Origin of the sequence: Methylobacterium organophilum (genome assembly GCF_022179465.1) — a bacterium.
GTDB lineage: Bacteria > Pseudomonadota > Alphaproteobacteria > Rhizobiales > Beijerinckiaceae > Methylobacterium > Methylobacterium organophilum.
In genome coordinates this window covers 290,353-316,096 of sequence record NZ_BPQV01000005.1, presented here as the reverse complement: position 1 = coordinate 316,096, position 25,744 = coordinate 290,353, and the positions used below count along the sequence as shown (strand labels likewise).

The 25,744-nt window shown below is 72.9% G+C and carries 25 protein-coding genes; 14 read left to right on the top strand and 11 right to left on the bottom strand.

All coding sequences use genetic code 11. The features are described from left to right. Positions 1–19 precede the first annotated feature (19 nt). From MFF21_RS11030 to MFF21_RS10970, 12 genes are all read left to right on the top strand, one after another. On the top strand, positions 20–1,003 hold the full coding sequence (locus tag MFF21_RS11030) for a sulfonate ABC transporter substrate-binding protein (protein ID WP_238311189.1): 984 nt from the start codon (positions 20–22) through the stop codon (positions 1,001–1,003). A 155-nt stretch (positions 1,004–1,158) separates the two neighbouring features. Further along, positions 1,159–1,749 carry a ComEA family DNA-binding protein gene (locus tag MFF21_RS23980; RefSeq protein ID WP_283206526.1) on the top strand — a complete coding sequence of 197 codons (591 nt, stop codon included), beginning with the start codon at positions 1,159–1,161 and terminating at the stop codon, positions 1,747–1,749. Positions 1,750–2,374: 625 nt separating this feature from the next. After that, a complete protein-coding gene (locus tag MFF21_RS11015) occupies positions 2,375–3,076 on the top strand; it encodes a carbonic anhydrase (RefSeq protein ID WP_238311188.1) in 702 nt (233 codons plus the stop codon). 13 nt (positions 3,077–3,089) lie between these two features. Further along, entirely contained in the window at positions 3,090–4,652 is a 1,563-nt protein-coding gene (locus tag MFF21_RS11010; protein ID WP_238311187.1) for a SulP family inorganic anion transporter, read from the top strand. Positions 4,653–4,816: 164 nt separating this feature from the next. Further along, the gene (locus MFF21_RS11005; RefSeq protein WP_238311186.1) at positions 4,817–5,674 is read left to right on the top strand and encodes a TrmH family RNA methyltransferase; all 858 of its coding nucleotides are present in this window, start codon (positions 4,817–4,819) and stop codon (positions 5,672–5,674) included. A 48-nt stretch (positions 5,675–5,722) separates the two neighbouring features. Continuing rightward, on the top strand, positions 5,723–7,315 hold the full coding sequence (gene crtI / locus MFF21_RS11000; protein WP_238311185.1) for a phytoene desaturase family protein: 1,593 nt from the start codon (positions 5,723–5,725) through the stop codon (positions 7,313–7,315). Further along, complete coding sequence (locus tag MFF21_RS10995) at positions 7,315–7,737, top strand: DUF2141 domain-containing protein (protein WP_238311258.1); 423 nt, start codon at positions 7,315–7,317, stop codon at positions 7,735–7,737. The genes crtI and MFF21_RS10995 overlap by 1 nt, the downstream gene beginning before the upstream one ends. Positions 7,738–7,745: 8 nt before the next feature. Continuing rightward, a complete protein-coding gene (locus MFF21_RS10990; RefSeq protein WP_238311184.1) occupies positions 7,746–8,723 on the top strand; it encodes an ABC transporter ATP-binding protein in 978 nt (325 codons plus the stop codon). Then, positions 8,720–9,919, top strand: coding sequence for an ABC transporter permease (locus MFF21_RS10985; RefSeq protein ID WP_238311183.1), 1,200 nt, complete (start codon positions 8,720–8,722; stop codon positions 9,917–9,919). Before MFF21_RS10990 ends, MFF21_RS10985 begins: the two co-directional genes overlap by 4 nt. Positions 9,920–10,043: 124 nt before the next feature. After that, entirely contained in the window at positions 10,044–11,594 is a 1,551-nt protein-coding gene (locus tag MFF21_RS10980) for a phytoene desaturase family protein (RefSeq protein ID WP_238311182.1), read from the top strand. Positions 11,595–11,673: 79 nt separating this feature from the next. Continuing rightward, positions 11,674–12,426: a lysophospholipid acyltransferase family protein gene (locus tag MFF21_RS10975; protein WP_238311257.1), complete on the top strand. Its 753-nt coding sequence runs from the start codon at positions 11,674–11,676 to the stop codon at positions 12,424–12,426. Next, complete coding sequence (locus MFF21_RS10970) at positions 12,426–13,562, top strand: glycosyltransferase family 2 protein (protein WP_373324991.1); 1,137 nt, start codon at positions 12,426–12,428, stop codon at positions 13,560–13,562. Before MFF21_RS10975 ends, MFF21_RS10970 begins: the two co-directional genes overlap by 1 nt. A 20-nt stretch (positions 13,563–13,582) precedes the next feature. Here the strand turns inward: MFF21_RS10970 and surE are convergent, their stop codons facing one another. The 5 genes from surE to MFF21_RS10945 form a co-directional block, all read right to left on the bottom strand. Continuing rightward, a complete protein-coding gene (surE, locus tag MFF21_RS10965; protein WP_238311180.1) occupies positions 13,583–14,347 on the bottom strand; it encodes a 5'/3'-nucleotidase SurE in 765 nt (254 codons plus the stop codon). After that, a complete protein-coding gene (serS, locus tag MFF21_RS10960; protein ID WP_238311179.1) occupies positions 14,347–15,633 on the bottom strand; it encodes a serine--tRNA ligase in 1,287 nt (428 codons plus the stop codon). The genes surE and serS overlap by 1 nt, the downstream gene beginning before the upstream one ends. Positions 15,634–15,719: 86 nt before the next feature. Continuing rightward, complete coding sequence (locus MFF21_RS10955; RefSeq protein WP_238311178.1) at positions 15,720–17,063, bottom strand: septal ring lytic transglycosylase RlpA family protein; 1,344 nt, start codon at positions 17,061–17,063, stop codon at positions 15,720–15,722. 301 nt (positions 17,064–17,364) lie between these two features. Then, positions 17,365–17,670 carry a ribbon-helix-helix domain-containing protein gene (locus MFF21_RS10950; protein WP_238311177.1) on the bottom strand — a complete coding sequence of 102 codons (306 nt, stop codon included), beginning with the start codon at positions 17,668–17,670 and terminating at the stop codon, positions 17,365–17,367. Then, positions 17,654–18,292: a division plane positioning ATPase MipZ gene (locus MFF21_RS10945; RefSeq protein ID WP_238311176.1), complete on the bottom strand. Its 639-nt coding sequence runs from the start codon at positions 18,290–18,292 to the stop codon at positions 17,654–17,656. The genes MFF21_RS10950 and MFF21_RS10945 overlap by 17 nt, the downstream gene beginning before the upstream one ends. A gap of 372 nt (positions 18,293–18,664) precedes the next feature. Between MFF21_RS10945 and MFF21_RS10940 the strand changes: the two genes are divergently transcribed. Beyond that, the gene (locus tag MFF21_RS10940; RefSeq protein WP_238311175.1) at positions 18,665–19,210 is read left to right on the top strand and encodes a hypothetical protein; all 546 of its coding nucleotides are present in this window, start codon (positions 18,665–18,667) and stop codon (positions 19,208–19,210) included. Positions 19,211–19,220: 10 nt separating this feature from the next. On the opposite strand, the gene MFF21_RS10935 is transcribed toward MFF21_RS10940, so the two are convergent. The 6 genes from MFF21_RS10935 to MFF21_RS10910 form a co-directional block, all read right to left on the bottom strand. Further along, entirely contained in the window at positions 19,221–20,492 is a 1,272-nt protein-coding gene (locus MFF21_RS10935) for a COG3904 family protein (protein ID WP_238311174.1), read from the bottom strand. A gap of 272 nt (positions 20,493–20,764) precedes the next feature. Beyond that, positions 20,765–21,520, bottom strand: a complete 756-nt coding sequence (gene cobF, locus MFF21_RS10930) for a precorrin-6A synthase (deacetylating) (protein ID WP_238311173.1) — start codon at positions 21,518–21,520, stop codon at positions 20,765–20,767. A gap of 20 nt (positions 21,521–21,540) precedes the next feature. After that, positions 21,541–21,936, bottom strand: a complete 396-nt coding sequence (locus MFF21_RS10925; protein ID WP_238311172.1) for a hypothetical protein — start codon at positions 21,934–21,936, stop codon at positions 21,541–21,543. A gap of 488 nt (positions 21,937–22,424) precedes the next feature. Continuing rightward, positions 22,425–22,685 (bottom strand): hypothetical protein, encoded by a 261-nt coding sequence (locus MFF21_RS10920; RefSeq protein WP_238311171.1) that lies wholly within the window; start codon positions 22,683–22,685, stop codon positions 22,425–22,427. Between the two features lie 123 nt (positions 22,686–22,808). After that, complete coding sequence (locus tag MFF21_RS10915) at positions 22,809–22,988, bottom strand: hypothetical protein (RefSeq protein WP_238311170.1); 180 nt, start codon at positions 22,986–22,988, stop codon at positions 22,809–22,811. 34 nt (positions 22,989–23,022) lie between these two features. Beyond that, positions 23,023–24,033 (bottom strand): SDR family oxidoreductase, encoded by a 1,011-nt coding sequence (locus MFF21_RS10910; RefSeq protein ID WP_238311169.1) that lies wholly within the window; start codon positions 24,031–24,033, stop codon positions 23,023–23,025. A gap of 243 nt (positions 24,034–24,276) precedes the next feature. On the opposite strand from MFF21_RS10910, the gene MFF21_RS10905 reads away from it, so the two are divergent. After that, the gene (locus tag MFF21_RS10905; RefSeq protein WP_238311168.1) at positions 24,277–25,740 is read left to right on the top strand and encodes an amino acid permease; all 1,464 of its coding nucleotides are present in this window, start codon (positions 24,277–24,279) and stop codon (positions 25,738–25,740) included. Positions 25,741–25,744: the final 4 nt, after the last annotated feature.

Genomic DNA, 25,744 nt, shown 5'->3' with positions numbered 1-25,744 from the left:
CCAGACCGAGGATGTCCCGATGCCGGCCGTCGCCCGCGCCCTGTCCCGGCCCGATCTCCCCCGCCGCTGGCGCCTGCTCGCGCTCCTCGCGCTCCTCCTGTTCCTGCCGCTCGCGGCACGGGGGCAGGAGGCACAGGACAAGGTGGTCCGGGTCGGCTACCAGAAATACGGCACCCTGGTGCTGCTCAAGGGCAAGGGGCTGCTGGAGAGGACGCTCAAGCCCCTCGGCTACCGGGTGGAATGGGCGGAGTTCCCCTCCGGGCCGCCCCTCCTGGAGGCGCTGAACGCGGGGGCGATCGATTTCGGCTCGGCCGGCGAGGCCCCGCCGATCTTCGCCCAGGCGGCGAGCCCGCGGCTCGTCTACGTGGCGAACGAGCCGCCGGCCCCGCAGGGCGAGGCGATCCTCGTGGCCAAGGACAGCCCGATCCGGACGCTGGCCGACCTCAAGGGCAAGACCATCGCCTTCAACAAGGGCTCGAACGTGCATTACCTCGTGGTGCGGGCCCTGGAGCAGGCGGGCGTGCCCTACGAGGCGGTGAAGACCGCCTTCCTCGCCCCCGCGGATGCGGGGGCCGCCTTCAGCCGCGGCGCCGTCGATGCCTGGGCGATCTGGGATCCCTATCTCGCCTCCGGGGAGCGCAGCACCGGGGCGCGCACCCTGGCCTCCGCGGAGGGCCTCGCTCCGAACCGGCAATTCTACCTGTCGCGCCGCGAATTCGCCGATGCCAACCGCAAGGCGATCGACGCGCTGCTCCAGGCAATCGGCGAGATCGACGCCTGGGCCAAGGTCAATACCGACGCCGTCGCCGCCGAGCTCGCCCCCTCCGTCGGCATCCCGGCGCCGATCCTCACCGTCGCCCTCAAGCGCCTGTCCTACGGCGTGCAGCCGCTCGACGCGCAGACCGTGGCCGATCAGCAGCGCGTCGCCGATGCCTTCCACCGCCTCGGCCTGCTGCCCAAGCCTCTGACCGTCGCCGACGCGGTGTGGAAGCCCGGCAGCTGAGGACGCCGCCCTCACCGTGACCTGCCCGCAACGCTTCCACGGCGTCGGGCGGCTCGACCCGTGATACCCTGGAACCCTTTCCGGGGCGCGGCGCTCTCTTGCCTGGCGAGCCGCCGCGCGCCGGTACGCGAGAGGACGACGGGTTTCTTGGGGCGATGAAGGCATCGACGCTGTTTCTCGGCTTCACCCTGGCGGTGCTGGCCGCGGTGCTCACCCTGCTCTGGCAGGCATTCGGGCCGAGGCCGCTTCCGCCCTCTGCCCTGCAGGGCCCGGCGACGAAGCCCGCGCCCACCGCACCGGCCCCGGCGGAGCGCACCGAAGAGCCGGGCGTGCGCAGCGTCTATCCCGGCCCGCGGCCGAGCGCGGCGCCCCGCCCCGGCAGCAGCGCCGAGGCACCGGCCGCCCCCGCTCCTGCCCCCGCCCCGCTTCCGGAGGCCGGGACCGAAAAGCCGGCTCCCGCCGCTCCCGCGCGGGGAGCCGAGGCCGCGCCGCCGGACGAGATGCCCGGCGAGGATCCGCAGGACGTGCCGGCGGCGCCCGCGCCCGCCGAGGCCGCCGGGGGGGAGACGGGCGGCGTCGACCTGAACACCGCGTCGGTGGAGCAGCTGAACGGCCTCGGCGCCGGGATGATCGGCCGGGTGATCGTCGCGGGCCGGCCCTATGCCAGCCCGGACGACCTCGTGACCCGGCGCATCCTGACGCGCCGGGACTTCGAGACGATCCGCCCGCACGTCACCGTCCGCTAGACGCGCCCCTCCCCGTTCCGGATCGCCCGTCGCCTGGGCCTGGGCCGGGGCCGGGGCCGCGCCCCGGCTCGCGGCCCAGGCGGGCCTGGTCTGCGGAACGAGGGCCTCCGGGTGCCGTGGTTTATTCTAATCCCGGAATTTTTCGAAAAATCGTCTTCTGGTGCGCATCGGCACGTCGATGGTCAATTTTCGCGGATTAAACGCCTGATCTCTGCTCGTAACATATCGCACTGATATAAATTTCTTCTTTTCCTATCGTGCGAAGCACCGGTCGGGACTGTGTGCTGACCCCGGAGTTCCGGGAAAATCTGCCATCGTTCCGATCCCCATCGGCATCGACGACCCCGCGTGCCGCTCCGTGGCGGCGGCTGCGGAGTCCTGTCGGTTACCGCGCTGCGGCGAGAGGCTGCGTCGGGGGGAATCGCGGGAGGTTGGTCGTGCCGGCGCAGCACGGGGGAGGGATGAAGCCGGCTTTCATCCCCGCCCCGCCCGTCGTTCCTCGGAGCGGCCGCGTGCTCGCCAAGGATCGTTGCCCGTTCCGGCCCCCGCCGGACGGTCTCCGTCGTCGATGAGTCGTTCTCCGTTGCTCGGCAACCGGGCCACCCCCTAACCGACGAGGACCAACGTGAATCACATCTTCCAGGGCATATCGAGCTTCCGCGGAAACGTGTTTCCGGGGCAGCAGGCGATGTATCAGCGCCTCGTGCGCGACGGGCAGTCCCCCAGCGCCCTCATCATCGCCTGCGCGGATTCCCGTGTCTCGCCCGAGCACATCACCCAGGCGGGGCCCGGTGATCTCTTCGTCTGCCGCAACGCCGGCAACATCGTCCCGCCCTTCGCCGAGCAGAACGGCGGCGTCTCCTCGGCCATCGAATACGCGGTGGTGGCGCTCGGCGTGCGCGACATCGTCGTCTGCGGCCACTCGGATTGCGGGGCCATGAAGGGGCTGATGAACCCCGGCGCCCTCTCCAGCATGCCGAACGTCGCCGCCTGGCTGCGCCACAGCCATGCCGCCAACCAGATCGTCTGCGAGGCCTATCCCGAGGGGATGGACCCGAAGGCCCGCCACCGCGCCGTGGCCCTGGAGAACGTCGTGGTCCAGCTCGGCCATCTGCGCAGCCATCCGAGCGTGGCCGCCGGCCTCGCCAAGGGGCAGCTGCGCCTGCACGGCTGGTTCTTCGAGCTCGAGAGCGGCCAGATCCTCGGCTACGACGGCAAGCTCGGCCGCTTCGTGTCGATCGAGCAGGATGCGGAGATCCCCGTGGCGCAGGCGCCGGCGGTGCGCCTCGCCGCGCCCGAGATGGGCGTCCCGGTCGCGGCCGAGTGACGGAGCCCCTGTCATGAACGCCCTTGCCCGGCTGCTGCCCCCCTCCCTGAAGCGGGACTTGCCCTCCTCCTTCGTGGTCTTCCTCGTGGCCTTGCCCCTGTGCATGGGCATCGCCATCGCCTCGGGCGTGCCGCCCGAGCGCGGCCTGCTCACGGGGATCGTCGGCGGAATCGTGGTCGGCCTGCTGGCCGGCTCGCCGCTCCAGGTGAGCGGGCCGGCGGCCGGGCTCGCGGTGATCGTGTTCGAGTTCGTGCGCGAGCACGGCATCGGCATGCTCGGTCCCGTCCTCGTGCTGGCGGGGGCGATCCAGCTCATCGCCGGCGCGGCCAAGGTCGGCGGCTGGTTCCGTGCGATCTCGCCGGCGGTGGTGCACGGCATGCTCGCCGGCATCGGCATCCTGATCGTGCTCGCGCAGATCCACGTGCTGACCGACGCGCTGCCCCAGGCGAACGGCCTCGACAACCTCGTCGCCATCCCCGCCGCCTTCTTCAACTTCGTGACCGGGGAGGGCTCCCGGGCCGGGGCGGTGACGGTCGGCTTCACCACCATCGTGGCGATGATCGGCTGGGAGAAGCTCCGGCCGGCGAACATGAAGCTCGTGCCCGGCGCCCTGATCGGCGTGCTGGCCGGGACCGTGATCGCCGCCCTGTTCGCCCTGCCGGTGAAGCACGTGGTGGTGCCGGAGGCGATCTTCTCCGGCATCGCCCTGCCGGTCTCCGGCGAATGGGCCCGGCTCGCCGAGCCGACCATGCTCGTCGCGGCGCTGACGCTCGCCGTCATCGCCAGCGCCGAGAGCCTGCTCTCGGCCGCCGCCGTCGACCGGATGCACGACGGTCCGCGCACCCAGTACAACCGGGAGCTCGGCGCGCAGGGCGTGGGCAACGTGATCTGCGGCCTCATCGGCGGCCTGCCGATGACGGGCGTGATCGTGCGCTCCTCCGCCAACGTCCAGGCCGGTGCCGCGACCCGCGCCTCGGCGATCCTGCACGGCCTCTGGATCCTGGCCTTCCTGCTGCTGCTGCCGGGCCTGCTCAAGCTGGTGCCGACGGCCGCCCTCGCCGGCATCCTCGTCGTCACCGGCTGGCGCCTGATCGGGCCGCACCACGCCCTGCACCTGCATCGCCAGTACGGCCTCGCCACCGCGGCGATCTGGCTCGCCACCATGGTCATGGTGGTCGCCACGGACCTGCTCACCGGCGTGCTGGTGGGGCTCGGCCTCAGCCTGATCCAGGTCGTGCCCTACCTCCTGAAGGGCCGGCTCAAGATCGAGACCGGCGCGGCGGAGACGGCGCAGCCCGCCGGCGTGGGCAAGGCGGTGCCGGAGCTGCGCCTCTCGGGCTCGGCCACCTTCCTGCAGCTGCCCCACCTCAACGAAGCCCTGGAGCGCACGCCCTCGAGCGGCCCGGTGCGGCTCGCCGCGGACGAACTGCACCATGTCGACCACACCTGCCTGGAGGCGATCGGCGAATGGGCCTCGCGCCGGCTCAAGAGCGGGACGCGGATCGAGGTGGTGGGCGGCAGCCGCTCGATGCGCGACCGCCTGATCGCGGCGGTGGGCCCGGTGCCCGCCCATTGAGGCCGGATCGGGCATCCGCGGAAGCGGTCCCGGTCCGGCGGAGGGGACGCCAGGATGCCGCGCCGCGCCCGGTCGCCCCGCGACCGGGCGCGGTTCCGCGCGGGCGGCTCCGGGGATCCCGGGGCCGCCTCACGGCGCGGCCGGACATCCGCTACAGAGGCGGGATGACCCCGATCCTCATCGACGATCCCCTGGACCCCCGGCTGGCGCCCTATGCCGCGATGCGCGAGCGCGACCTCGTCGGGCGCGAGGGCCGCTTCATCGTCGAGGGGGAGGTGACCCTGCGCACCCTGCTCTCGGGCCGGGCGCGCTTTCGCGTCGAATCCGTCCTGCTGAGCCCGAACCGGCTCGCCGGCCTGGCGGATCTTCTCGACGGGCCGGAGGCGCCGCCGGTCCATCTCGCCGCCAAGCCGGTCATGAGCGCGGTGGCGGGCTTTCCGATCCATCGCGGCGTCCTCGCCGTGGGCCTGCGCGGGGCGGAGCCCGCGGCAGAGGCGCTGATCCCGCCCGCCCCCGCCCCGGCGACGGTGGTCGCCCTGGTCGGGCTGACCAATCACGACAATGTCGGCGGCCTGTTCCGCAACGCCGCCGCCTTCGCCGCGGACGCGGTCCTGCTCGATGCCGCGACCTGCGACCCGCTCTACCGCAAGGCGATCCGCGTCTCCGCCGGGGCGGCGCTGACCGTCCCCTTCGCCCGGGTCGCGGACGGGGCGGCCCTGCTGGCGCTGGCCGAGCGGCATGCCCTGGAGCCCCTTGCCCTGACGCCGTCCGGCGACGAGGAGATCGGCGCCTTCGCCGCCCCGCCGCGCGCCCTCCTGCTGCTCGGCACCGAGGGGCCGGGCCTGCCCGCCGCCCTGATGGCCCGGATGCGCCGGCTGCGCATCGCCATGGCGCCGGGCTTCGATTCGCTGAACGTCGCCACCGCGGGGGCCATCGCCCTGCATCACTTGGCGCTGAACACCGTGGCCGCGCGCAAGCGGGGCCATACGCGCGACAATCCGCGCCAATTGCCGGCTCCCTGAAGCCGGCCAAGATTGGCGTCGGGTTCACGAAACGGGGAGCGGTGTGCAGTGCTGCAGTCGCGGGAGGGCATGCGCACTCTGTCCGGGAGCCGCGTGATCGTCGTGGGAGCCGGCCCCGGCGGCCTCGCCACGGCGCTCCTGCTGGCCCGGGCCGGCCTCCACGTCACCGTGCTGGAGCGCGACGCCGCCGTCGGCGGCCGCACCAAGACCGTCGAGGCGCCGGGCGGCTACCGCTTCGACATCGGTCCGACCTTCTTCCTCTATCCGCAGATCCTCGCCGACATCTTCGCCTCCTGCGGCGAGCGGCTGGAGGACCACGTGGCGCTCAAGCGGCTCGACCCGCAATACCACCTCGTCTTCGAGGGGGAGGGCGGCCGTTCCAGTGAGATCCGCGCCACCGGCGACCTCGACCGTCTGGAGGCGGAGATCGCCCGGATCGCCCCGCAGGACGCCCGCAACCTGCGGTCCTTTTTCGCCGAGAACCGGAAGAAGCTCTCGAAGTTCAAGCCGGTGCTGGAGCAGCCCTTCGACAGCCTCCTGTCGATGGCGAGCCCCGCCATGCTCACCGCCCTGCCCCACCTGCATCCCGGCCGCAGCGTGGAGGGCGACCTCAAGCGCTTCTTCGCCGATCCGCGGGTGCGCCTCGCCTTCTCCTTCCAGACCAAATACCTCGGGATGTCGCCCTTCCGCTGCCCGAGCCTATTCACGATCCTCTCGTTCCTCGAATACGAGCACGGGGTCTATCACCCGGTCGGCGGCTGCGGCGCGGTCTCCGAGGCGATGGCGGGGCTCGCCCGGCGCATGGGCGTCGACATCCGCCTCAACACGCCGGCGGAGCAGGTTCTGTTCGAGAACGGCAAGGCGAGCGGCGTGGCCGTGCCGGGCGAGACCCTGAAGGCCGATGCCGTCGTCATCAACGGCGACTTCGCCAAGGTCGTCCCGCAGATCGTGCCGGAGGCCTACCGGCCGCGCTGGCGCGACGCCAAGGTCGACAAGGCCCGCCTCTCCTGCTCGACCTACATGCTCTATCTCGGCATCGAGGGACGCATGCCCGAGGCGCTCGGGCACCATACGATCCTGCTGGCCCGGGATTACCGGCGCAACATCGAGGAGATCACCGGCGGCGTGCTGCCGATGGAGCCCTCGCTCTACGTGCAGCATGCGGGCTTCACGGACGGCGGCATGGCGCCCCCGGGCCACACCGCCCTCTACGTGCTGGTGCCGGTGCCCAACCTGAAGGCCGGCATCGACTGGGCGGCGGTCGGGCCCGCCTATCGCCGGCTGGTCCTGGACCGCCTGAGGCTCCTCGGGATCGAGGATATCGAGGAGCGCATCCGCTACGAGCGCGTCGTCGATCCCCGCGGCTGGCGCGACGACTTCGCGGTGCATGAGGGGGCGACCTTCAACCTCGCCCACGATCTCGGCCAGATGCTCTGGTTCCGGCCGCACAACCGCTTCGGCCACGGCCTCTATCTCGTCGGCGGCGGCACCCATCCCGGCTCGGGCCTGCCGGTGATCTACGAGGGCGCGCGCATCTCCGCCCGGCTGCTGATCGAGGATCTCGCCGGCCGCCGGGCGCCGGAGGTGCTGGCGGAGCTTCCCGCCACGCAGCCCCTGGCGACGCAGGGGGAGCCGTCGTGATTCGCGCCGCCGCCGGCGCGGGCGGGTTCCTCGCGGCCCTCGCCCTCGTCCCCGGGCAGGCGGCCGGCCTCGACGTGACGGTGAGCGGCATCGAGCCCGGCGGCACGCTCTACGTCGCCCTGTGCCAGGGCGGCCTGTCGGAGGAGGCCTGCCGGATCGGGCAGGACGCGCCCGCGGCCGGGGCGAGCCAGCGTTTCGTCTTCCGCGACCTGCCCCCCGGGATCTGGGCCGTCGCGGCCTTCCAGGATCGCAACGGCAATCGCCGCCTCGACCGCACGCCCCTCGGCCTCCCCCGCGAGCCCTACGCCTTCTCCGGCGGCGGGCGCCGGGCACGGCCGGACTTCGCCTCCGCCAGCTTCCGCCTGAACGAGCCCGGCGCCGCGCTGCATCTGCAGCTCGTCCGGGCGCTGCCGCCCCGCTGACCCGGCCGATGAGCCAGAGCGGATCCCCCCTCGTGGTCGTCGCCTCCGCCTCCCTGGCCTATCGCGGCCGGCCGGCCCTGGCGCGGGTGGACCTGACGCTCCGGGCGGGGGAGATCCTGGCGCTGCTCGGCCCCAACGGGGCGGGCAAGACCTCGCTGATGCGCCTCGTGGCCGGGCGCCTCGCCCCGGCCGCCGGCAGCGTCCGGGTGGCCGGAGGCGATCCGTTCCGCGCGGGCGCCGTGCGCCGCCTGATCGGCTGGGTCCCGCAGGAGATCGCCCTCTATCCGCGGCTCACCGTAGCGGAGAATCTCGACGTCTTCGCCGAGCTGGCCGGGCTGTCCGCCGGGACGCGCCGGGCGGCCGTCGCCCGGGCCCTCGACCAGGGGGCGCTCGGGCCGGTGGCGCGGCGGATCGTCGGCACCCTGTCGGGCGGCTACCAGCGCCGGGCGAACATCGCCGCGAGCCTCGTCGCCCGCCCCCGCCTGATCCTGCTCGACGAGCCGACCCAGGGCGTCGATCTCGAGGCGCGGGCCGCGATCCATGCCCTGCTGGCCGGCCTGCGCGCGGAGGGCGCCGGGCTCCTCGTCAGCACGCACGATTTCGCCGAGGCCGAACGGCTCGCCGACCGCGTCGCCGTCCTCGGGGAGGGGCGCCTCCTGCGCGAGGGGCCCCTCCCCGCCCTGCTTGATCCCCTGCGCCGGGACGCGCCCGAGCAGGAGGTGCTCCTCGAAGACGCCCCCGCCGCGGCGGCGCGGGCCGCCCTCGCCGCCGCCGGCTTCACCCCGGCCGGTGCCACGGTGTGGCGGGGACGAACCGAGAACGGCCTCGACGGGGCGGCCCTGCTCGCGCATCTGCGCGCCCTCGGCGTGCCGGTGGCGGAGATCCGCCTGCGCCGGCCGGGGCTGGAATCGCTCTACCGCGCGGTGCTGGCCGGCGCGCCCCCGGCGCCCGCCCCCGCCCTGTCCCTGGCGGAGACGGGCCGATGAGCGCCGCCTTCCGGGTGATGTGGCTGTCCCTCCTGCGCGACAGGGCGGCCCTGGCGATGGCCTTCCTGCTGCCGACGGTGATCTTCGTGGTCTTCGCCGCGATCTTCTCCGGCGCCATCGGCGAGCGCATCCGGATCCATCTCGGCGTGGCCGATCTCGCCGACACGCCGACGACCCGGCGCCTGCTGAGCGCCCTTGCCGCCGAGCCCTCCCTGCGCCTCGAACGGCTGGAGGCGGGCGACGTCGACGCGGTCGTGGCGGCGGTGCGCCGGGGGACGGTCGACGTCGCCCTGGTCCTGCGCGGCGATCTCGCCGCAGGCAGCGCGTCCGCGCCGGCCGATCAGCCGGTGCTGCTCGTCGAGAATCCCGCGCGGGCGCTGGCCACGCCGATCGCCCTGGGCCAGCTCCAGCGGGTCCTCAACGAGGCCCTGCCCGACGTGGTGCTGGCCCGGATCGTCGCCGACGTCGAGCGCTCGGGCAAGATCGGCGCGGACGAGCGCGCCTTCCTGGAGGAGACCTTCGCCGAGCAGCGGGCCAAGAAGGAGCCCTTCGCCTTCGCCCATTGGGTGGAGCGCCGCTCCACCGGATCGGGCCGCGGCAACGACCGCGTCGCCTATTACGCCGGCGCCATCACCGCCGTGTTCCTGCTGTTCTCGGCGATGCAGGGGGCGCTCTCCCTCGTCGACGAGCGGAGCGCGGGCCTGGCCGACCGGCTCGCCGCCGCCCCCGGCGGCCTGCCGGCGATCGTCCTGGGCAAGTTCGCCTTCCTCACCCTCCAGGGCGTCGTGCAGACGGCGCTGATCTTCGCCGCCGCCGCCCTGCTCCACGGGGTCGACGTGTCCCGCCACGGGATCGGCTGGCTCGTCACCGCGCTCCTCGTCGCCGCCATGGCTGCGGGCCTGGCGCTGGCCGGGTGCGCCCTCGCGGCGACGCGGCAGCAGGCCCATCTCGTCGCGACCTTCGGCGTGCTCCTGCTCTCCGCCGTGGGCGGCAGCATGGTGCCCCGCTTCCTCATGCCGCCCTGGCTGCAGCAGGCCGGATGGCTCACGCCCAATGCCTGGTCGATCGAGGCCTTCCAGCGCGCCCTGAGCGAGGGCGCCACGGCGGCGCTTCCGGCCTGGGCCGTGCTGGCGGGGCTGGCCCTGGCCGGCCTCGCCGCCGCCCTCGCCCTAGTGCGACGGGGGCAGCCCGCATGAAAAACCTGTCGAAGGGGATGGCGCGACCGGTTGGCGCGTTGACCCCGCGATTCCCGATCGTAGCTTCGGCCCAGCGGATCGGCCGAGCTTCGGGCCTCACGCCGATCCGGAGAGCACGACGCCCATGAGCCAGGATTCCTCGATCGCCGTGATCGGCAGCGGCCTCGGCGGGCTGGCGGCGGCCTGCGTGACGGCGGCGCGGGGGCACCGCGTCACCCTCTACGACAAGAATCCCTGGCTCGGCGGCAAGGCCGCGGTGCTGCACGAGGGCGGCTTCCGCTTCGATATGGGGCCGACCATCCTCACCGTGCCCCGGGTGCTGGAGCGGATCTTCGCCGAGGCCGGCCGCAGCGTCCACGACTACATGGACCTGCGCCGGCTTGACCCGCAATGGCGCTGCTTCTTCGAGGACGGCGCGCGGATCGACCTGATCGAGGACGTGGAGGCCATGGCCGCCACCATGGAGCGCTTCGCCCCCGGCCAGGGCGTGGGCGAGGGCTACAAGCGGTTCATCGCCCTCTCCGAGCATCTGCACGGCGTCTCGGAGCGGTTCTTCTTCTGGAAGGCGGTGCAGGACCTGTTCGACACGATCGACCTGCGCGCCAACATGAATCCCGGCACCCTGCGCGACGTTCTGAGCCTGCGCATGCATGCCACCGTGGCGAGCACCATCCGCGGCAAGGTGAAGGATGCCCGCCTCGCGCAGATGCTCGACCATTTCGTGCAATATGTCGGCTCCTCCCCCTACGGCGCGCCGGCGGTGCTCTGCGCGATCGCGCATATGCAGACCGCGGAGGGCGTCTGGTACCCGATGGGCGGCACCCGGGCCGTGGCCGAGGGGCTCACCCGGCTCGCCCAGGAGCTCGGCGTCGCCCTGCGGCCCGCCGCCGCGGTGACCGGGCTCGACATCGCCGGGGGCGCCGTGCGCGGGCTGCGCCTCGGCGGGGAGAGCGTCGCCTACGACGCGGTGATCTCCAACATGGATTCCGTGCGCACCTACCGCGAGCTCGTCGGCGGGGCGGTCGGCAAGGCCTACGAGAAGCGGAGCTTCGAGCCCGCCTGCTCCGGCGTGGTGCTCTATCTCGGCCTCGACCGCCGCTACGAGCACCTGGCCCACCACGATTTCGTCTTCTCCCGCGACCCGGAGGAGGAGTTCGACTTCATCTACCGGAAGGGCGAGCCCGCCCCCGACCCGACCGCCTATCTGGCCGCGCCCTCGATCACCGATCCGAGCGTGGCGCCGGAGGGCGGCGAGGCGCTCTACGTCCTCGTGCACACGCCCTATCTGCGGCCGCATCACGACTGGTCGGCGATGTTCCCGATCTATCGCCGGGTGATCCTGGAGAAGCTGAAGCGCACCGGCGGCATGCCGGACCTGGAGGCGCGCATCGTCGTCGAGCGGCACCTCACGCCCCGGGACATCCACGAGCGCTACAACGTGCTCAACGGCGCGATCTACGGGCTGGCCTCGCACGGGCGGATGATGGGCGCCTTCAAGCCCGGCAACCGCTCGCGGGAGGTCGGCGGCCTCTACCTCGCCGGGGGCGCCGCCCATCCCGGGCCCGGCATGCCCATGGTGATGATGTCCGGCTGGATCGCCGCCGACGCCCTCGATCAGGACCTGCGCAAGGGCCGTCCGCAGCAGGCGGAGCCGGCCCTGCGCCAGAGCGCGTGAGGAGCCGGCGCGTGACGGGCTCGCGCGCGTGAGCGCCCCCCCGCCTCCGCCGGAGCGGTCGGCCCTCGTCTGGCGCTTCATGCTGCCCTGGTTCGACCGCTTCTTCCGCCGGCACATGAACGCCCTGCGCCTCGCCCGCTGGGGACGGCCGGCCTGCGCCGGCCATGCCGGGCCGCTCGTCCTCTATTGCAACCATCCCGCCTGGTGGGATGCCGCCACCCTCATCGTGCTCGCCGGCCGGCTGTTTCCGGAGCGCGAGGGCTTCGCGCCGTTCGAGGCGCGGATGCTGGAGCGCTACGGCGTGTTCCGCCGCATGGGCGCCTTCCCGGTCGACCTCGCGTCGCGGAAGGGGGCGCTGCAGTTCCTCGCCGCGGCGCGCAGCGTGCTCTCGGGGCGGAACCGCGCCCTCTGGGTCACCGCGCAGGGCCGCTTCGCGGATGTGCGCGAGCGGCCCCTCGGCTTGAAGCCCGGCATCGCCCATCTCGCCGAGATCGCCCCCGATGCCCTGTTCGTGCCCGTCGCCCTCGAATACGCCCTCTGGCAGGAGCGCGGGGTGGAAGCCTTCTGCGCCTTCGGCCCGCCGATCCCCGCCTCCGTGCTGCTGTCCCTCCCGCGCCCCGCCCGCCTGGCCCGGCTGGAGGGAGATCTGACGGCCCTGCTCGACCGCCTGAGCCAGGACGTGATCGCCCGCGATCCCGGCCGGTTCGAACCCGTGCTCGCGGGCCGGAGCGGCATCGGTGGGGTCTATGACGGCTGGCGCCGGCTCGTCGCCCTCGCCCGCGGACGGTCCTTCGACCCCGCCCATCGCCCGGAGGGGGAACGGCCGCGATGATGTTCGCCCTCGCGCTCCTGGCCCTCGTCCTCGCCCTGCTCCCGGCCGTGATCGCGGCGGTGAACCTCGTCGGTTACCGCACGCCCGAGCCCGGCCCGGTCGGGACCGGCCTCGTCTCGATCCTGATCCCGGCCCGAAACGAGGCGGCGATCATCGCCGAAACCGTCGAGGCGGCCCTGGCGAGCCGCGGCGTGGCGGTGGAGGTGCTGGTCGGCGACGACCATTCCAGCGACGACACCGCGGCGATCGTCGCCGCCCTCGCCGCCCGCGATCCCCGCCTGCGCCTCCTGCCCGTGCCCTCCCTGCCGGAGGGCTGGACGGGGAAGAACAACGCCTGCGCGGCCCTGGCCGCGGCGGCGCGGGGCGAGCGCCTGCTCTTCATCGACGCGGATGTGCGCCTCGCGCCGGAGGGCGCCGCGCGCCTCGCGGCCCATGCCGCCCGCAGCGGGGCCGCCCTGGTGAGCGGCCTGCCCCGCCAGCGCATGGAGACGCTGGGCGAGCGCCTCACCGTGCCGATGATCGGCTTCCTGCTCCTCGGCTACCTGCCGATGCCGCTGATGCGGGCGCGGCCCGATCCCTCCCTCGGCGCCGCCTGCGGTCAGCTGATCCTGGTCGAGGCGGCGGCCTATGCCGCGAGCGGCGGCCACGGGGCGATCCGCAGGAGCCTGCACGATGGCGTGCGGCTGCCCCGCCTGTTCCGGGCGGCCGGCTATCGGACGGATCTGGTCGCGGCCTCGGCGCTGGCGACCTGCCGGATGTATCCGGGCTTCGCGGCCGCCTGGGCGGGCTTCTCGAAGAACGCCAACGAGGGCATGGCGACGCCGCGGGCGCTGCCCGTCTGGACGCTGCTCCTGTTCGGCGGCCACGTCCTGCCCTGGCTGCTCGTGCTCGTAGGGTTCCTCTTGGGGCTCCTCGGCGGGCTCTCGACCGCTTCGCTCGCCGTCAGCCTCGCCGCCGGCCTGATCTCGCTTGCGACCCGGGCCGCGATCACCCGGGCCGCGGCCGAGCCGGCGGCCACGATCCCGCTTCATCCGGTCACCGTCCTGATCGCCCTGGCGATCCAGTGGAACGCCCTCACCCGCGCCGAGCGCGCGGGCGTGGCCCGCTGGAAGGGGCGGCGCTACCCGGTGCCCTGAGCTCTCGCCGGGCCGCTCCCCTAATCCCGGAAGGCCTGGGCGAAGCGGGTCAGGGTCGGCTCGTCGGTGAGGTCGAGGCGCAGGGGCGTCACCGAGATCTTGTGGTCGGCGATGGCCTTGAGGTCCGAGCCGTTGCCCGGCTCGAACCGGGCTTTGGCGAAGGCGAGCCAGAAATAGGGATTACCGCGCCCGTCGTGGCGGGCGTCGATGGCGAGCAGGGCCTGGTTGCGCTGGCCCTGGGCGGCCACCGCGATGCCCTGCACCTCCTCCGCCTCGCAATCGGGGAAGTTCACGTTGACGAGGATGCCCGGCTCGATCCCGATCTCCAGGATCTTGCGGATCACCTTGGCGCCGTGATGGGCGGCGCAGCCCCACTTGATGTTGGCCCGGCCGCCGAGGCCGTAGGCCTGGCTCAGGGCGATCGAGGGCACGCCGAGGATGGTGCCCTCCATGGCGCCGGCGATGGTGCCGGAATAGGTCACGTCCTCGGCGACGTTCTGGCCGCGATTGACCCCGGACAGCACGAGGTCCGGCTTGTGGTCCTTGAGGAGGTGGGCCACCCCCATGATCACGCAATCCGAGGGCGTGCCCTTCACGGCGAAGCGCTTCTCGCCGGCCTGGCGCAGGCGCAGGGGATCGTTCAGCGACAGCGAATGCGACACGCCGGACTGGTCGGATTCGGGGGCGACCACCCAGACGTCGTCGCTGATCTCCCCGGCGATGCGCTCCAGCGTCTCGAGGCCCGGCGCGTGGATGCCGTCGTCGTTGGTGACGAGAATGCGCATCAGGAGTTCGGTCCCTCGATCCGGTTGAGGCCGCCCATATAGGGCTGGAGCACGGACGGGATCGTGACGCTGCCGTCCGGGTTCTGGTAGTTCTCCATCACCGCGATCAGGGCGCGGCCCACGGCCACGCCCGACCCGTTGAGGGTGTGCACGTAGGAAACGCCCTTGCCGTCCTTCGGCCGGTAGCGCGCGTTCATCCGCCGCGCCTGGAAGTCGCCGCAGACGGAGCAGGAGGAGATCTCGCGGTAGGTCTGCTGGCCGGGCACCCAGACCTCGATGTCGTAGGTCTTCTGGCTGGCGAAGCCCATGTCGCCGGTGCAGAGCGTCATCACCCGGTAAGTCAGGTCGAGCTTCTTCAGCACCGCCTCGGCGCAGGCGAGCATGCGCTCGTGCTCCTCGTCCGATTTTTCGGGGGCGGTGATCGAGACCAGCTCGACCTTGTTGAACTGGTGCTGGCGCAGCATGCCGCGGGTGTCGCGTCCCGCCGCCCCGGCCTCGGCCCGGAAGCAGGGCGTGAGCGCGGTGAAGCGCAGGGGGAGCTGGTCCTCCGAGAGGATGCTCTCCCGCACGAGGTTGGTCAGCGGCACCTCGGCGGTGGGGACGAGCCAGAAGCCGTCGCCGGCGGCGAACTGGTCGTCACGGAACTTCGGCAGCTGCGCCGTGCCGAACATCGCCTCGTCGCGCACGAGGATCGGCGGCGCGACCTCCAGATAGCCGTGCTCCTGCGTGTGCAGGTCGACCATGAACTGGCCGAGCGCCCGCTCCAGCCGGGCGAGCTGACCTTTGAGCACCACGAAGCGCGCGCCGGAGAGCTTGGCCGCCGCCTCGAAATCCATCAGGCCGGTGGCCTCGCCGAGCTCGAAATGCTGGCGGCCCTCGGCGAGGCGGCTGCGCGCGGAGTCGAAGCGGCGATACTCGACATTGCCGTGCTCGTCGGCGCCTTCCGGCACCTCGGCCTTCGGCCGGTTGGGAATCGCGGCGAGGCGCTCGTCCAGGGCCTTGGCGGCCTCCGCCTGCGCCGCGTCGAGGGCCGGCCCTTCCTCCTTCAGCCGGGCGACCTCGGCCATCAGTTCGGCGGCGCGGGCCTCGTCCTTCGCCTTCTTGGCGCCGCCGATCTCCTTGGCCAGGGCGTTGCGGCGCTCCTGGTTGGCCTGCGCGGCCGAAACGGCGTTCTTGCGGGCATCGTCCAGGGCGAGCAGCTCGGCGGAGAGCGGCGCCAGCCCGCGGCGTGCGAGGTCGTGGTCGAAGCCTTGCGGGTTCTCGCGGATGGCGCGGATGTCGTGCATGGGGGGCTCGGGCGGCGTCTTCGAAAGTCGGCCGGCCCGCTTTGCCGCATCGCTCCCGGCATCACAAGGCCGGGGCGCCCCTCCCGTCAGTAGACGCCCGCGATCCGCGAGCGCTTGCCCTTGGCGCCGGCCTTCGTGTCGGCCATCGCGGGGGCCTTGCCCTTCGGCGCCGAGGCGGCGGCGAGCTTGGCCATGGCGGCCTGGGCGGCGGCCGGCATCACCGCCGGCTTGGCCTTGCCCGGACCGGGGGCGGAGAGGGCCGCCATGCGGGGCGCGGCCGCGGCCTTGCCGGGCGCCAGGGCGGCGTTGCGGATCGCCGGCGCGCCCTTCGGGCCCGAACCGTGGATCGCCATCGGCGCCCGGCCGGCGGGCGCGGCGGCGAGCTTGAGCGGAGCGGGGGCGAGGCTGAGCGGCGCGGCCTGGGCGTGCTGGCTGCGGGCCGGCCCTTGCGCCGCCGCGAAGGTGGCGCGCGGGGCCGTGCCGGCCACGACGGGGGCGGGGCGGAACGGCGCGGCGCGGCGCGCGGTCGGCTGCAGGGCCGCCGGCACGGCGACGCTCGCCGCGCTCGCGACCATGACCGGGGCGGGCCGGGCCGGGCGCGGGGCCGGGGCGGGCTCGGGCGCTTCGGCCGTTCCGGTCTCCCGGGCCTCCTCGTCCTTCGGCTTGAAGGCGAGGGGCGCGGCTTCCGGCCGGGTGAAGCGCTCGACGTCGGGATCCGTGTCGGGGCCGAGATCGGCCATCATGACCGGAGTGCTGATGCCGGCCGGGCGGCCGTCCGTGCGGAGCGTCGCGAGCAGCCGGCGGTCGTCGCTGCCGGCGGTGGAGGCCTTGCCGACATATTCGACCCGCACATGGGCGGTGCCGCGGCGGTGGAAATCGAGGGCGCGGGCCGCCTCCTCCGACACGTCCATGACGCGGCCGGCATGGTAGGGGCCGCGGTCGTTGACGCGGACCACCATCGAGTAGCCGTTGTCGAGATTGGTCACCCGGGCATAGCTCGGCAGCGGCAGGGTCGGATGGGCCGCCGCGATCGAGTGGCGGTCGAACACCTCGCCGTTGGCGGTCATGCGGCCGTGGAAGGCGCTGCCGTACCAGGAGGCCAAGCCCTGGCGCACATAGCCCCGGGCCTCCTCCCGCGGGACGTAGGTCTTGCCCGCCACCACGTAGGGCTTGCCGGAGAAGCGGCGGCCGCCGCCCTTCGGGATCACGTCGCCCTCGTTGTAGAGGCGCCGGCTGGCGCGCACGCCGTATTTCGGATCGATGCCGTTGCCCCCGGAGGCGCCGGCGAGCTTCTGCGGATTGGTGCTGCAATTGGCGGTCGTCAGCGCCACCGCGCAGACGCCGAGGAGCTTCCAGAAGGGCGCGCCGAACGGCGGCAGGGCCGACGCATACGGGAAGGGACCCTTTCCGGTCTTCTCGACACCCGCCATGAGGACACGCCCGGGCTCCCCGTCACGCCACACGGGCACCCGCAGCGCGGGGAGCGCCGGTGCGGGGCCGTCACACGGGAAGCCGGCGGCAGCCGCCTCCCCCGCCCAAAATCGTCCGAACGCCGTAAAGGAAAGCTGAACGGATTCGTTTGCGCACAACAATCTTCCTGCGGGGCCGGGGGCTTGCGCGCCGGCGGACGGGCGCCCGGCGAGGCCGCACGGGGAAAGGGGCCTGAGGCGGCGGATCAGGATCCGTCCTCAAGCCCCTCGGACAGCGGGCGTCTTCGCGTTCCGGCCGCCCTCAGCGGCGATCCGCCATGACCTGCTCGATCGAGCGGGCGCCGCGCTGGCGGAACAGCAGGTCGAGTGCCTCGAGCATCAGGCTGTGCATCTTGGTGCGCTCGACATGGGCGAGGTCGCGCAGCTGGTCGTGGACCGGCGGCTCCAGATAGACCGACATCTGCCGCGCCCGCTGCTTCAATGTGGCGGGGGCCGGGCGCTGGGGCGGGGCGCGGTCGAGGGAGACGATCTCCGCCGTCTTCTGTCCCCGCGCCGGGCTCGCCGCCGCCACGATGGAGGCGAGGTTGAGCTTAGGCGGCTTTGACATGACGGCTCACCTGCATGCGCCGCTCGATCCAGCCCCAGAGCCGGCGCACTTCGTCGGCGGCCTGACCCTTCGGGTTGAACTCGGTCACGCCCTGGCCGACGCCGATGGCGTCCTGGTGGTCGGTGCGGGCCACGATGTTCACGTCGGGCAGGATGCCGAGCACCGCGAGGCCGTCCGCCGCGTCGCGGATGCGGTAGGAGCGGGGCGGGGTCTGGTTCAGCACGAAGGCGAACTTCTTCTCCAAGCGGTAGACCGCCGCCAGCGTCGGCTTGAAGGCGCGCAGATCGGCGGGGGTGGGCCGGCAGGGGATGATGCAGAGATCGGCCGCGCGGATCGCCGCCAGGGTGCCGGGGGAATCGACGCCGGGGGTGTCGATGAAGACGTAGTCGTAGGCCGAATCGCGCAGGCGCTCCATCACGAGCTCCATCTGCGTGGCGTCGATCTGCGCCACCTCGGGGCCCTCCGCCGTGCGGTGGTCGAGCCAGTCCGAGATCGTGGCCTGCCGGTCCATCTCCAGGATGCAGACGCTGTGTCCGGCTTCCTGCGCCGCGACGGCCAGCGAGATGCACAGCGTGCTCTTCCCGCTGCCTCCCTTCTGGGTGACGAACGTGATGGCTTTCATGATCGGGCGCTCCCTTTCGGTCCAGGCGGGCTCTTGTCGTCCGGGCGCTCTGAGCGCGGGCGCCCGTCCTGTGACACCGGGATCGCCTGATCCCCTGATCGCCAAACAGGGTTAACCGTTGGTTAAAGTGCATCCGGCGGGGGCGCCCGCCGGTGGGGCGGCACCGCTTCCGTGCGCGCAAATTTAACTTGAAATTGAATCTGCGTTGCCGCTTCGATCTTCGCTTTACTGATGTATGATAAGGACTGTAGGCTCCCGGAATTGCAAAATCCGGGCACCAACGCCTTAACCTGAGGTTTGTCTCTGAGCGGCGAATAGCCGGGGCGGGACGCCTTCCGGGTCGTGGGTCGCCCGCCCGTAGCCCGGAGCCCCATGTCGGCCCTTCACCCCGATCTCGAAGATGCCCTCGCCCGGTCGGCCTGTCTCGGCCCCTGGTCACACCAGGCGGCCTGCGACCGCTTCGCCGCGGCCCAGGCGCTGACCCGGCTGCTGGGGCTCGAGGAAGACGCCACGGCGGGCGTGCCGCTCGCCGCCTTTCTCGCCCGGATCGAGGAAGGCACGCGGGTCGAGAGCGTGCTGCTCGCGGCCCGGCAGGGCAGGGAGCCCTTCGAGGTCGAGTTCCGCACCCGCGGCGGTCCGGAGGGGCGGCGCTGGCTGCGGCTGATGGGGCGGGGCGAGCACGACCGCGCCACCGGCCTCGCCTTCGACCTCACGGAGGAGCGCATGGTCCGCGGCAGCGCGGCCCGGGAGGCGCAGCGCCGGGTCAACCGCCTCGCCGACCACGTGGTGGCGATGAAGGGGCTGGTCGAGGGCCTGCCCAATCCGCCCCTCGCCCGCCTCGTCGATGCGGTGGCGCTGGAGATCGGTTTCGAACTCGCGCGGCGGTTGCAGCCGCCGGAGGGCAGCCAGTCCCACTGAGCCGGTCGGCTCAGGGGCGGGCCGTCGCCTCCAGGGCCGGCCGCTTCCCGGGGGCGATCAGCCGGCGCAGGGCCGTGGCCGCCTCGGGCAAGGGCAGGCTCAGGGCCCGCAGGTAGCGGCGATGCTGGAGCGCGCAGGCGGAGGCCGGATCGGGAATCGTCGCCGCCGCTTCGAGCCGGGCCGCCTCCGTGTCCTCCACCTCGATCGTCACGGGCAGGACGGCGTCGTCGAGGGCCTGCCGGACGAGATCCCGCGCCTCGGCCTCGCCCGTCAGCATCCGCTGCGCGAGGACGAGGTCCCCCGTTTCCGCGAGGCGGACGCAGGTCTGCGGGTGGCTCGGGCCGGCCCGCTCCATCGCCCGCACCAGGAGGCGCCCGAGGGCGAGCAGGGTCTCGTCGGAGGCGCCGTGCAGCGCTCGCGCCGCCGCCCGGGCGGCGTCCCGCTGCATCCCCGCGAGGACCGCGTCCTCCGATCGGCCCTCGAGATAGGCGCCGAGCGCCCGGACCGCGACCGCATCGATCACCTGCGGCGCCCTCCCCTCGAAGGCGGAGAGGAGCGGCACGTTGCGCAGGGCGGCGGCGCGGGCATGGGCGAGGTCCGGCCCGTCGTCGAGGCTCGAATCCGGGAAGCGGTCGGTCCCGACCACGCCGGTGGCGACGTTGCCGCGCATCAGCCGGGCCGGATCCGGGATCCAGAGATCGCCGGAGGCGACCGCCAGGGCGGTGTCGGCGAAATCCGCCGTCACCCCCGCCGCGAGATAGGCCGCCCGCTCCGGCCCCGAATCGGCCTGGATGTCGAGCCCGAGCGGCCCCGTCTCGTAGGGCGCGTGGAAGCCGAGCCGGGCGCTCGCCACGATCAGCCGCTCGCGGCCGCGCACGAAGGCGAGGGTGCAGGCGGAGACGCAGTAATCCGGCACGTAGGTCACGAGGCGGTGGGCCGCGATCAGCTCCCCGAGCGCGTTGCCCTCGTCGACGAGGCCGCCCTCGCTGGTGAGATGGATGCGCTCCACCCCCGAATGCGCGGCGAGGAGCCGGGCGAGCCGGTCCGCCGTCCCCTCCCCCAATTCGCCGGAGAGCCGGATGTCGTGGCCGCCGGGGCCGAGGGCGACACGGGCGGGGGCGGCTTCGGGCTCGGGGCCGGGCAAAGTCTCCGGCCGGAAGGCGAGGCCGCGGGCGGGGGGCGCCGCGAGGGCCGGAACCGGCTCCGGCGGCGGCCCGAGCCCGGCCGGCGCCAAGCCGGTCATGCCCAGGGCACAGCACAGGCCACCGGCCAGAAGGCTCAATCCGCGCAACGCGTTCCGCGCCGCTCGTGTCATGGTGTCAGCCCCTTCGGGACGTAGCGCGACCTTGTTCGTCCGCGGCTCAGTGTCCCGTATGGAGCCGGCCAAGCAAGGGCTCTGCCAGGGCCTTTCCGAGGCCGATTCCGGGCGGGAGACGGACTCGTGCGGTCGCCGATCGTCCGATAGAAAGGATTATTCGTACGGAAGGGCGAACAGGCAAGGGCCTCCCGCGGCCGGGCCGATTTGTCGCACCCTGCCCGCCGGCTCCGTGCCGCCTAGCGCGGCCGGCGCAGCAGGTAGGTGTCCATGATCCAGCCGTGGCGCGCCCGCGCCTCGGCCCGCCGCCGCAGGATCTCCGGCGCCACGTCGCCGATCCGGCCGGCCACCACGATCTCGTCGGGCGTGCCGAGATAGGCGCCCCAATGGATGGTGAGGTCCGGGTCGAGTCGGTCGAGGGCGGGGTCGCCGTCGAGCATGACCACGGTGGTGTCGAGGGGCTCCGGCAGCCCCTCCGCGAGGCGCCGGCCGGTGGTGACATGGACCGGCTCGCCGATGCGGTTGAGGGCGATGCGGTGGCTCGCGCAGAGGGCCTGCACGCTGCTGATCCCCGGGATCACCGCATGGGTGAAGGGCAGCCGGCCCCGGACGGCGATGCGGTCGATGATGCGCAGCGTGCTGTCGTAGAGGGAGGGGTCGCCCCAGACGAGGAAGCCGCCGGTCCCGCCCTCGGGCAGGTTCTGGGCGATCAGGTCCTCGAGCAGGACGGCCCGGGCGGCGTGCCAGTCCGCGACCGCCGTGCCGTAATCGGCGGGGGCGCGGTCGCGCTCGGGATCGGGGGCGGCGACGAAGCGGTAGGGCCGCTCGCCCATGTAGCGGTCGCAGATCTCCTGGCGGATCCGGGTGAGCGCGCTCTTCGAGCCGCCCTTGTCGAGGACGAACACGGCGTCGAGGCTGCGCAGGGCCTCGACCGCCTGGACGGTGAGATGCGCGGGGTTGCCCGTGCCGATGCCGATGACGAGGAGTTTGCGCACGGAGCTTCGGGATCGAGGCGTCAGCGGGTGAGGCCGCCGAGCCAGGCGGTCACGGGATCGACGACATAGGCGGCCACCGAGGCCATCCAGGCCCGGGCGCGGCTCGTCAGGCTATGGCCGTCATGGGCGCTGGCGCCCTCGCTGCCCTGGGCCGCGAGAACGCCGGCGACATAGGCGTCCTCGGCCGGCTTGCATTCGGCGAGCGCCGCGTTCTGCGCCGCCTGCTTGGGCACGCTGACGGGCTGGCCGGAATAGGCCTGGCGCACGCATCGATGCCATTGCCGGCGCAGGCTCTCCAGGTCAGGGCTCGCCGGGACGCCGGTTTCCGGGGTGCTTTCCGCCGGAGCCGCCAGGGCCGGGAGCGGCCCGAGGGCCAGCGGCAGGGCCAAGGCTACGGACGCGCATCCCACTCGCATGGCTCCCCTCCTCGGACCGGCACGGAGGGCCGCCGCCGGCACCCGCCGACGTTCCCCACCCGTTCTCATCCGAAGGATTTAGGCGATTCTCGCCGCCGGCGCTGTCACCGGGATGCCCCACCGGCCCTCGCCGATGGCCTGCCCTCCCGGAAAGCCGCCCGCTCGGTCTCGGAGCGGGCTTGCGCCTCAGCCGACGAGGGCCGCCAGGGCGCTGCCGCCCAGGGTCACGACCATCATGGTCATCAGGAACTTCAGGTCTTCGATCCGGTCGCTCATCGTCGTACTGCTGCTGGGTTCGGGCCGGTCGGCGCCTTCGCGCCACCTCAAACGTTAATAGTCCTTAACCGGAACGGGCGGGATTCTGCGGTGCGTTTCCTCACCGTTGCTCACACCTGCCCACACCCCCGGCGCGGCGCTTTGCGCGGTATGGTTTCCGAATTCTTAACGGCGCTGCCGGTTCCGGTCCCGCGGCGGCACGGGGCCTCCGGTCAGGCGGAGGGCTCGGACAGCCTGGCCCGGTGGCGGCCGAGGGCCGCGAGCAGGAGGGGCAGGGACGAGGCGCGCGCGCCGCGGGCCAAGCCGCCCGCGACGGCGCGCTCCAGCACGTCGAGGGCCTGCATCTGGGCGGTGAGGCCCTCGATGGGAGCCAGGTAGCTCCAGAGGGCCGCGTCGAAGGCGGCCAGGGGGGAGGGCGGATCCGCGATCAGGAGGACGCGGAAGGCGTCGAGTGTCGGCTCCCGGGTCGTCATCGCGCGGATCCCGTCGTCAGTGGGAGCGCGGCGTGTCCGCCGGATCCGGCCGGTCGGGGCGTTGGTGGCTGCTGCCGGGGCCGCCGTGATGGCGGTCGGCGGCGGGCGTCTTCGAGGAGGTGCTCATCGGTCCTGCTGGTGTCCCTGATGCGTGGTGTTGACCTTGGCGTTCCCGGCCTGCCCGGTCTTGTCCGGATTGGCGCCGGCATTGGGCCGGCCCGTCTCCTTCGGGGCGGGCGCGGCGCTGCCGGGGCCCTTGTCGGAGCGGTTGGCCGGCGGGACCGGCGGGGGTGCGGTCGTCATGGGACGGTCTCCTCTCTCGGGTGGACGGATGGGCTCAGGGGCGGCGCGGGCCGCCGCCGATCAGGCTCGCCGCGGCGAGCCCGACGCCCGCCACCACGGCCGCGGTGGCGAGGGGGTGCAGCTGGCTGCGGGTGTAGAGGCTGCGCTGCATCACGTGCCCGGGATGGCCGCCCGAGACGCGCCCCGCGCTGCGGCCGGCGGCGTGCAGGCTGCCCTCCCGGTCGCGGGCGGGGGCGTCCTGGAACTGCTGGCCCATCAGGGTGCTGCCGATCCGGTCGAAGGCGCGGGGGGCGAGGGCCTGGGCCGCGGTCATCAGCCGGCCGCCGCCGCCGACATAGAGGTCGCGCCGCGGATGGACGGCGGCATGCAGGATCGCCTCCGCCACCGCCTCGGGGCGGTAGACCGGCGGCGGCAGCTTGGGCGCGCGGTCGGTGTAGTTCCGGGCGTGCTGCGGGAAGGGGGTGTCGATCGCCGCCGGCTTGATCAGCGTCACCGCCACGTCCGCCCCCTCGTCCTCCCACTCGATGCGCAGGGTGTCGGTGAAGCCTTTGATGGCGTGCTTGCTCGCGCAGTACATGCCCTGGAGCGGGAACGGGATGTCGGAGGCGATGCTGCCGAGGTTGATCAGCGTGCCGTGGCTCTCCTTGAGGTGCGGCGCCGCCACCAGGGAGCCGTTCACCACACCCCAGAAGTTCGTCCGGAACAGGCGCTCGTGGTCGGCCTCGCTCACCTCCTCGAGGCGGCCGATGATCGAGAGGCCCGCATCGTTCACCCAGGTATCGATGCGTCCGAAGCGCGCGATCGCGTGATCGGCGACGGCCTGGACCGCGGCCCGCTCGGCGACGTCGGCGGCGACGTGGCTCGCGGTGCCGCCCGCGCGCGCGATCTCCTGGACGATCTCGGCCAGCGCCTCGCCGTTGCGGGCGGCGAGCACGACCCGCGCGCCCCTCTGCGCGGCGAGGCGGGCGGTGGCGAGGCCGATCCCGCTCGAGGCGCCGGTGATGACGACGACCTGGCGGTCGAGCGGAGTGCGGGCGGTCTTCATGGGGCGGTCCGGTCCTCGGGGGGCTGGGGCGGACCGCGTCGGCGGATCCCCGCCGGCACGTCCGCCCTCTGCCCCGGAAACCGCCGGAGACCCTCCCCGTTCAAAGATTCCCCGGCCCGTCCCGCCGGCCGGAGACCCGCCCTCCCCGACGCGTCGTCGGGACCGCATTGCGCGGCCGGCGTTTTCGACGCTTGATTGCGCCAAGGTTCCAGAACCTCACGCAACGGACAATCGAGGACAGGCATGGCGTCGGGCATCGCGGGCGATCTTTTTCGGGTGAAGTCGCTGGAGCGGCTGAACGCCGATGCGGAGGCCGGCGAGAACAAGCTGCAACGCCATCTCGGCCCCTGGAGCCTGATCGGGCTCGGCATCGGCGCGGTGATCGGGGCCGGGCTGTTCTCGCTCACGGGCATCGCGGCGGCCGAGCATGCCGGCCCCGCGGTCGTGGTCTCCTTCGCCATCGCCGCGATCGGCTGCGCCTTCGCCGGCATGTGCTACAGCGAGCTCGCGGGGATGATCCCGGTGGCGGGCTCGGCCTACACCTATTCCTACGCCACGATGGGCGAGTTCGTGGCCTGGATCATCGGCTGGGACCTCGTCCTCGAATACGCGGTCGGCGCGGCCACGGTCTCGGTGAGCTGGTCGCGCTACGTCACGCGGCTGCTGCACCAGTTCGGCATCGACCTGCCGGCCGCCCTCGTGCACGCCCCCTTCGAGACCTACACCCTGGCCAACGGGACCACAGCGGCGGGAATCGTCAATCTGCCGGCGGTCCTCATCATCGTGGCGGCCTCGTTCCTCCTGATGGTCGGCATCCGGGAATCCGCCCGGGTCAACGCGGTGATCGTGCTCGTGAAGCTCGCCGTGGTGCTCGTGGTGATCGGGGTCGGCCTGTTCTACGTGAAGCGCCAGAACTACGTGCCGTTCCTGCCGGAGAACACCGGCACCTTCGGGGAGTACGGCATCTCCGGCATCATGCGCGCGGCGGGCGTGGTCTTCTTCGCCTATGTCGGCTTCGACGCGGTCTCGACCGCGGCGCAGGAGGCCAAGAACCCCCAGCGCAACATGATGATCGGCATCCTGGGCTCGCTGGCGATCTGCACGGCGCTCTATATCGCCTTCGCCGGCGTGCTCACCGGGCTCGTGCATTACGACGCCATGCGGGGCGACGCCGCGCCGGTGAACACCGCCATCGCCCAGACGCCCTACCCTTGGCTGAAGACCCTCGTGACCTTCGGCGTGATCTGCGGCTTCTCCACCGTGATCCTGGTGCTGCTGCTCGGCCAGAGCCGGGTCTTCTACACCATGAGCCAGGACCGGCTGCTGCCGGGCTTCTTCTCCGCGATCCACCCGACCTGGAAGACGCCCTACCGCTCGAACCTGTTCTTCATGGTGTTCACGAGCGCGCTCGGCGGCCTGCTGCCGATCTCGCAGCTCGGCCACATGACGAGCATCGGCACCCTGCTCGCCTTCATCCTGGTCTGCCTCGGCGTGATCATCCTGCGCCGCACCCAGCCCGATGCCCGGCGCGACTACCGCACGCCCCTGGTGCCCCTGGTGCCGATCCTCGGCATCCTGTTCTGCGGCGCGATGATGGCCTCCCTCGACGGGGAGACCTGGCTGCGCCTGCTCATCTGGCTCGCGATCGGGCTGGTGATCTACTTCGCCTGGGGCCGGCGCCACAGCCGCCTCGGCCGCGCCGCCTGAGGAT